7 protein-coding genes are annotated in these 7,514 nt (G+C 36.3%); 3 read left to right on the top strand and 4 right to left on the bottom strand.

The window, feature by feature from the left end; genetic code table 11:
• Positions 1-644 (top strand): choice-of-anchor Q domain-containing protein (locus tag U9P79_10580; GenBank protein MEA2105059.1); only part of this gene is annotated, 644 nt, incomplete at its 5' end.
• Between the two features lie 191 nt (positions 645-835).
• On the opposite strand, the gene U9P79_10575 is transcribed toward U9P79_10580, so the two are convergent.
• The 4 genes from U9P79_10575 to U9P79_10560 all read right to left on the bottom strand — a co-directional run bounded on the left by U9P79_10575 (position 836) and on the right by U9P79_10560 (position 4,603).
• Complete coding sequence (locus U9P79_10575; protein MEA2105058.1) at positions 836-1,657, bottom strand: FKBP-type peptidyl-prolyl cis-trans isomerase; 822 nt, start codon at positions 1,655-1,657, stop codon at positions 836-838.
• Between the two features lie 361 nt (positions 1,658-2,018).
• Entirely contained in the window at positions 2,019-3,218 is a 1,200-nt protein-coding gene (locus U9P79_10570; GenBank protein ID MEA2105057.1) for a radical SAM protein, read from the bottom strand.
• A 5-nt stretch (positions 3,219-3,223) separates the two neighbouring features.
• Positions 3,224-3,961 (bottom strand): sulfite exporter TauE/SafE family protein, encoded by a 738-nt coding sequence (locus U9P79_10565; protein ID MEA2105056.1) that lies wholly within the window; start codon positions 3,959-3,961, stop codon positions 3,224-3,226.
• A 60-nt stretch (positions 3,962-4,021) separates the two neighbouring features.
• The gene (locus tag U9P79_10560) at positions 4,022-4,603 is read right to left on the bottom strand and encodes an NUDIX hydrolase (GenBank protein MEA2105055.1); all 582 of its coding nucleotides are present in this window, start codon (positions 4,601-4,603) and stop codon (positions 4,022-4,024) included.
• A 458-nt stretch (positions 4,604-5,061) separates the two neighbouring features.
• Between U9P79_10560 and obgE the strand changes: the two genes are divergently transcribed.
• Positions 5,062-6,090, top strand: coding sequence for a GTPase ObgE (gene obgE, locus U9P79_10555; GenBank protein MEA2105054.1), 1,029 nt, complete (start codon positions 5,062-5,064; stop codon positions 6,088-6,090).
• Positions 6,091-6,111: 21 nt separating this feature from the next.
• Positions 6,112-7,230, top strand: coding sequence for a DNA-processing protein DprA (gene dprA / locus U9P79_10550; GenBank protein ID MEA2105053.1), 1,119 nt, complete (start codon positions 6,112-6,114; stop codon positions 7,228-7,230).
• Positions 7,231-7,514 lie beyond the last annotated feature (284 nt).

Here is a 7,514-nt window from a genome sequence, read left to right as displayed (position 1 = left end):
ACCCATATACTGAAATTTATTTTTGTCCAACAGGTCCTCCAAACTCCGCTACAGTAAAATACTGCAATGTTGAGCATGGCAGTTTATCAGTAGCAATAAACAATAACGGAATCCTAAACTGGGGACCTGGAAACATAGATGAAGACCCACTGTTTGTAGGAGGAGATCCGTTCAGTTATGAACTCACGGAAGATTCACCTTGCATAGATGCAGGCACCCCGGATACTACAGGTCTAAATTTACCGGAACTGGATTTGGCAGGAAATCAAAGAATTTACAACGGTAGAATAGATATCGGAGCGTATGAATGGCAGGAAGATGGAATAAATAATCCTGACACTTCTTTTGTAAACAAATTATATCTATTCCAGAACCAGCCCAATCCCTTTAAAGAAGAGACGGAAATATTATTCATCACCACAGACTATGAGCGGGTAGAGGATTATCAACTATCTATTTACAACGTAAGAGGGCAATTGGTAAAAAGATACAGCGGAAAAAAGGACAATTTTTGGGCAAAGACCAAAATCATCTGGGACGGGAAAGACAGATATGGAAATGAAGTTTCAGCGGGAACATATTTTTATAAATTAGAATATGGTAAAAATGCCGTGGTGCGGAAGATGGTGAAGGTGGGGGAGTGAAGGTTTAGAGTTGGGAATAATTCGTTTAATGTAATTACAATTTTTTCGATTAATTCGTGTAATTCGCCTGCCTCGGCGTAGCGAAGACGGGTGGACATTTTTCCCATTTTCCGTTCTTGGAGTTAGTGCAACCATTGCGAAGGTTAATCTCTCTAGGAACTTTTTTACCATTCGCAATGGTTTTCAATCTTTTATTTTACATCAACCAATTCAACATCAAAAGTTAGGCTTGCATTCGGAGGGATAACGCCCTCAATGCCATTTGATCCATAGGCCAAATTTGATGGAATGATCAAACGATATTTTGCTCCTTTTTTCATCAAAGAAATTCCCTCTTCCCAGCCGGGGATAACTTGCCCGATACCAAGCGGAAACGAGATGGGTTGTCCCCGTTTTACAGAAGAATCGAACATGGTGCCATCTTCGAGATAACCTGAATATTGAACGGAAACAGTTTTGCCATTCTCTGCCTGAGTTCCTTCGCCCTCTTTTACAATAATATACATTAATCCCGAATCGGTTTCATGAATTTCTTTTCCTGCGATATCGTATTCTTCAACAATGATTTGAGGGAGAATATTCATTAATTCCACTTCAAAAGTAAGCGTGGAATTTGCTGGAATCGGACCAACCGGCTGATTTCCATAACCCAAGTCCGGTGGAATGATAAATACGGCTTTTTCTCCAATATGGAGAAGGGCAATTCCTTCATCCCAACCTTTGATAACTCTACCTTTACCGAGAGTGAATGTTATGGGCTCACCTCGATTGTATGAACTGTCAAACACGGTTCCGTCAGCTAATTTGCCTTCGTAATTGACTTCAACTCGATCACCGGATGTGGGTATTTCACCCTCGCTTGTTTTGATAATTTTGTATTTTAAACCGGAATCAGTTGTGATGAAATCTGCGTTTTCAGAGCTAGCCATGCTTTCCTGAGCAAGCAGGATTGAAAACGAGGACAATGTTATCAGTAAAAAAATACTCAATAATTTTGCATATGGATTTTTCATTTAATTTTCCTTTCTAAATATTTAGATAAAAATTTTAAAACGTAAAAATTGAGTCCACTTTTCCAAATATAAAAAAAATATTTGATATTTATGAGAGAGTTTTTTGAAAAAAATTCGCCTTGATTATTCCTCATCACTCATCTCAATTAGAGTCTGTCCGTAAAGTATAGATTGGACGCAGATGAACGCTGAAAAAAATGATTTACGCAGATAAAAAATTTAATTACAAAAAGATTAGTATCAGCGCTTGCCCCGTTTAATGCTTTGTATTTTAATATTAAACAGGGGTTTATCTGCCGAATCAGTGTTTTTCTGCGTCGAATCATCCACCAGCTGGTGGAGCCATTGATAAAATAGTAGTTTACGGATGAACACTAATTAATTTCAATGTTTTGTAATCAAAAGTTTTTCGTTCAAGAATTATTTCACTTATAAAGTTTATCAATTTTTTATTGCGTATAATATCGTACAATTTTCCAAATTTAAGCAGGTATTTAAGTTTTTCTTCCAATTGAGAATAATGTAATGAGCGATTTCGATTGAAATATTGCTTTTCTTTTTTTAACCAACGATTATAATTATTGACGCTATATTCGAGCCTTGGTGTCGGCTGATTTTTTAATTCATATAGATCGGTCATGTTTTTCAGCAGGATATAAAGTTCGTCATACAGCGAAAATTTATTCTTATAAATATAATGAGGTGCATAAATCGGGAAAGAAAATTCGTTGGAGACTTTATGGAATATTTTATAGGCTTTTTGTCGGTACTCTTTATGCCAGACACCTGATTGAAAATCGTCACTATAAAGGTCCTCATATTTGGCTAAAAATTGAGGATACTGTTTTTGAATAGTTCTCAGATAAACTTCTTTTTGAATTCCGGGACGCAAGGTTAAACTGCCCGGCATAACAAAATCAACTTTAAGTTCTGAAAATTTTGCAAATAATTTATTCAGATCTTTTTCCGAGTCTTGAATAAAGGGAAGAATCGGCATGGCTGCAACTCCTACAGGAATTCCAGCAGATTTGAATTTTTTAATAGTCCCCAATCTTTCTGTTACCGAGCTCGCATTCGGTTCAAAAATTTGTCGAATATCGTCATCAAGGGTTGTAAGAGAAATCATGAGGAGGAAACCATTTTTCTCGTGGACTTTTTTCCAAAGATCAATATCTCTTTGGATCAAAGCGGATTTAGTTAAAATTCCCACTGGAAAGTTATTTTCCACGAATATTTTTGCACAATGCTGCATTATTTTCTCTTCTTTTTCCACAGGCTGATACGAATCGCTTATGCCTGATCCGATAAATATTATTCCGGGTTCTCGCAATTTGATAATCTCTTTTGAAAGTTGTTCCGGAAGATTCCGACGAATTACAATATCCTTTTCATAATCACCTTTTACATAATATTTCTCTGCTCTACCGTCGCAGTATTTGCACGCATGTTCACAAGCCATATAGGGTGATAAACTATATTTAGAGCAAAAATACCAATCAGGTAATTTTGATTTTCTGATCGCTGTTTTGATGTTACGATAATGCTTGTTTATTTTTGACATTGATATTACCCAATTTTGAAGCTACTAATCACAGCCATAAAGCCCATAATTAGCAATAATATCAAAGTGATCTTTCGGAAAGTATTTTCCGGTAATTTCTTTGCAAATAAATTTCCAAATATTACTCCCAAGATCAAAGCAGGTAAAAAAGTGAGACTTAGGCTGAAAACTTGGGGAGTAAGCAAATTGTTCAAAACGTAGATTGGGATTATAAATAAATTAAGGCAGAAATAATAAAGTGCAAGATTGACGCGAAAAGTGTTTTTCCTCTCCTGATTATTTGCAAGGAAAAGAACAATCGGCGGACCGCTCATTGAAACTGCACCTCCCAGTATTCCGCTGGCAAAACCGATGATTAATCGGGTAATCTTTTCATGTTTAAATTTTTTTTGAAACCCCAAAAGCAATAATCCGCCAAAAGTGATAATTAGTAAACCGATTCCCAATTTTATTATCCAATCGTTGACATTCACCAAAAAATATGTACCAATGGGCATTCCAATAATTCCGGCGAAAAGGATGAGAGAAATTTTGCGAAAGTTAACTGATTTCAAATGGGAAAAAATAACGGCAATGTTTAGGGGAATTGAAAGTAAAAGCATAATTGGGATTACAATTTTTGGGGGAAGAAAAAAAGTCAATAGGGGAACTGCCAATAGCGAAAAACCGAATCCGGTAATCCCCTGAAGCATTGCAGCCGAGAAAAATATCAGAAATCCGAGAATCAGCTGAGTCACATTCATTCAAAATCAGATATTCAAAATAAAAAAGAGGATTATATTAATATTTTGAAAATAAGTAAATTATTTTTTATTGTGAGGAAAATTTTGCAAAAACCAAAGAAGTCCGATCATTGTTTTCCCATCTTGAATTTTTGAGGAAGAAAGGAAGGAATTTATATCTGAAACCGGTAATTCGATTATTTTTATATCCTCGTGTTCTTCCGCAGCACCGCCGCCATCTGCTATTTTGTCCTCTTCAGTTACTTCCGTAAAGAAAAGATACATTACTTCATCGCATCCGCCCGGGGACATATACATGGTTGTAATTTGTTCAATTTCTTTCACTTTATAACCGATTTCTTCGATCAATTCTCTTTTCATGCAATCAGCAGGTTTTTCGTTTTTGCCGATCATTCCGGCAGGCAATTCAATCAACCAGCCCGGACCTTTTTTATAAGTTGAATAGCGAAATTGCTCTGTGAGAATTATAGCGTTTTTTTCTTTATGATAGACCAAAGACGTGGCTGCATCACCGCGTAATAAATTTAGACGTTGAATTTTGGGCGTGAAAGTCCCCTCAAATTTTTCATATTGGATAGTTGCGTTTTCCATTTGGAAAAAGCCGTTATATACTAATTTTTTATCGTGAATTTTTACTTTCATTTTTTCCTTTGGGATAGTTGGTTATAAAAAAAGGGGGGAGGTGTGCTCCGAAATTACAAATTAATGTAATGGTACACACTTCCCTTTCGGCATTCGTAAATTTCTGATAGCGTAAATCCGCTATGGAGGAATTTTACAAATCAGCACACCTCCGAATTTGTTTATCTGCCATTTAGCCTCCTTTCTCTCACTTGAAAGAGAAAACCGTATTTTTGTGGTATTAAACCACGAATGTCATTTCATGGAGAAAGAGAATGCTTTGTCAAACTTTACACAATTTATCTTTCATCTTCCCTCATCGGATTCTTTTTTGCATAATACTGATAAATGCGTCAATGTGTTTTAGAAATTCTATTCACAAAAAAAATGCGAAGAATGTATCCTCAGTTATTGAAAAGATTGACGACATTTTCCGATTTTGGGAATTTTACAAAAATTATTTGGAAAGAGATTAATGTATGTTCATAGATTATGCGAAAATGCAAATAAAAAGCGGAAAAGGTGGCGATGGCTGTCTGAGTTTCCGGAGAGAGAAATACGTTCCATTTGGTGGTCCAGATGGTGGCTGTGGTGGAGATGGTGGAAATGTCATCGCGATTTGTAAAAGTAATATGAATACTTTACTAAATTATAAATACATAAAACATTTCAAGGCGGATAGTGGTAAAAATGGTCAAGGGTCAAACAAATATGGGAAAAAGGGAAAAGATATAATTTTAGAATTTCCACTCGGAACAGAAATCTATGAGATTGATGAAGACGGAAATAGGATTCAAAAACTTGCGGATATTTCTGAAAAAGACCATAAAATAGTGCTCGCAAAGGGTGGTACCGGGGGAAGAGGAAATGCTGTTTTTGTAAGTTCCACAAATCAAACCCCGAGAAGGCACGAAGATGGAAAGCCGGGAGAAACAAAATTTATAGAAGTAACCCTAAAATTGATGGCTGATGCCGGTCTTGTTGGATTTCCAAATGCAGGTAAATCCACTTTGATAAGTCATATCTCCGCTGCTCATCCAAAAGTGGCAAATTATGAATTCACAACCCTCCAACCGTGTATTGGAGTTGTAAAAGTAGATGACTTGCATACATTTGTTATGGCGGATATTCCCGGAATAATCGAAGGAGCGCATCTTGGAAAAGGTTTAGGAATCCAATTCTTGAAACATATTGAGAGAAATAAGGTTTTGATTTTTGTTCTGGATATTACCCAACCGGATTTGCTTGATAGATTCAAAACTTTAAAGGATGAATTACACTCTTATAAAACAGACCTTGGCAGAAAAACCTTTCTGGTTATCCTAAATAAAATTGACCTAATCCCAAAAGAAGATTTGGATGAGTGGTTGGAAGAAATTACGAAGGAATTCTCGGAAGTGAATGCGGAAATTTTGCCGGTCTCAGCAGTTACAGGGAAAAATTTGCAGTCGCTGAAATATAAAATTTTTGAGTTGATAAACAAACAGAAGCAAGGAAAATTATTTTAGTTTTAAAATAAATTTTTAATTATGAAAATTAATGAATACAAAAATTGGCTAAAATTAGTTTCGATTAACGGGGTGGGACCTGGGAAACTGAAAAAGTTACTTAGACAATACGGAAATCCTCTAAATATTTTCAAAGCTGATAATAAATCACTATCTTCATTAAATTATCTTACCCCAAAGAATATTAAAAATATTCTTTCAGTCCGGGAAAATGAATTCGTTTCTACTCAATTGAAATTACTGGATAAATATAATGTCCGCCTGATCTCTATTCAGGATGAAGAATATCCCGATTTGCTCAAATTCATTTATACCCCCCCAATACTACTATATATTAAGGGAGAAATTTTGCCTGAAGACAGTTTTTCCTTTGCAATTGTGGGAACCAGAAAAGCCACGAATTATGGTAAAATACAGACAAACAAAATTGGGTTTGAGTTAGCAAAGAGCGGATTTAGCATTGTTAGCGGTTTGGCTTATGGAATTGATAGCGTTGCCCACACTTCTGCTTTGAAGGCTGGTGGAAGAACAATAGCAGTTTGTGGCACCGGTCTTGATGTGGTTTACCCGCCGACGAATCGAAAATTAGCCGAAAATATCATTCGTTCGGGTGCACTAATTTCTGAATTTCCTTTGGAAAGCAAGATCGAACCTTGGAATTTTCCGACAAGGAACAGAATAATCAGTGGAATGAGCAGGGGAGTTCTTGTGGTGGAAGGTTCAAAAAAAAGTGGAGCCCTGATAACTTCAAAAGATGGCTTGCAGCAAGATCGCGATATTTTTGCACTTCCCGGGAATGTGGATTCTCCTCAAAGTGAAGGTCCGAATTATCTTATAAAACTCGGAGCAAAACTTGTAACTTGTGCGAAAGATATTTTAGAAGAGTATGAGCAGTTAACACTTTTCAGTGTACAAGTAAGGGGGAGTAAAAATAATACAATTCCCAAATCTTCTTATAAAATGACAGATGATGAGGGAAAAATTTATGATATTATCCAAAAAAACGGGAGGAATATAACCCTTGATTCGATGGTTGAAAGTTCAAGTTTTACAGTTTCGCAACTCTCGTCTATGTTGTTGAATATGGAGATCAAAGGAATTGTAAAAAGAGCTCCACAGAATCACTATTTGTTGGTTTGAGTAAAATCTCGACTCGGACGCCGTCTTTTGGGTTCGAGTCGGGATTTTTTTCACGCAAACAAAACCCAAGTCGTGTCGAAAAGAGTGACGCGACTCGAGTTTTTCAAATCTCGACTCGGACACCGTTTTTTGGGTTCGAGTCGGGATTTCTTTTAATTTTACTTGAGTCAATCCAACAGATTAATTCAAGTATAATATTCGGCAATCTACTGCCGAATCTGACTGCCAATCTCGGCACTTGACTGCCGAATTTGTTGACACAAACTTTTTTTATCCTATCTGGT

The sequence above is a fragment of the Candidatus Cloacimonadota bacterium genome, from assembly GCA_034661015.1.
Taxonomy (GTDB): domain Bacteria; phylum Cloacimonadota; class Cloacimonadia; order JGIOTU-2; family JGIOTU-2; genus JAYEKN01.
Note: the sequence above shows the minus strand (reverse complement) of the source record. Positions and strands in the feature narration are given on the sequence as shown.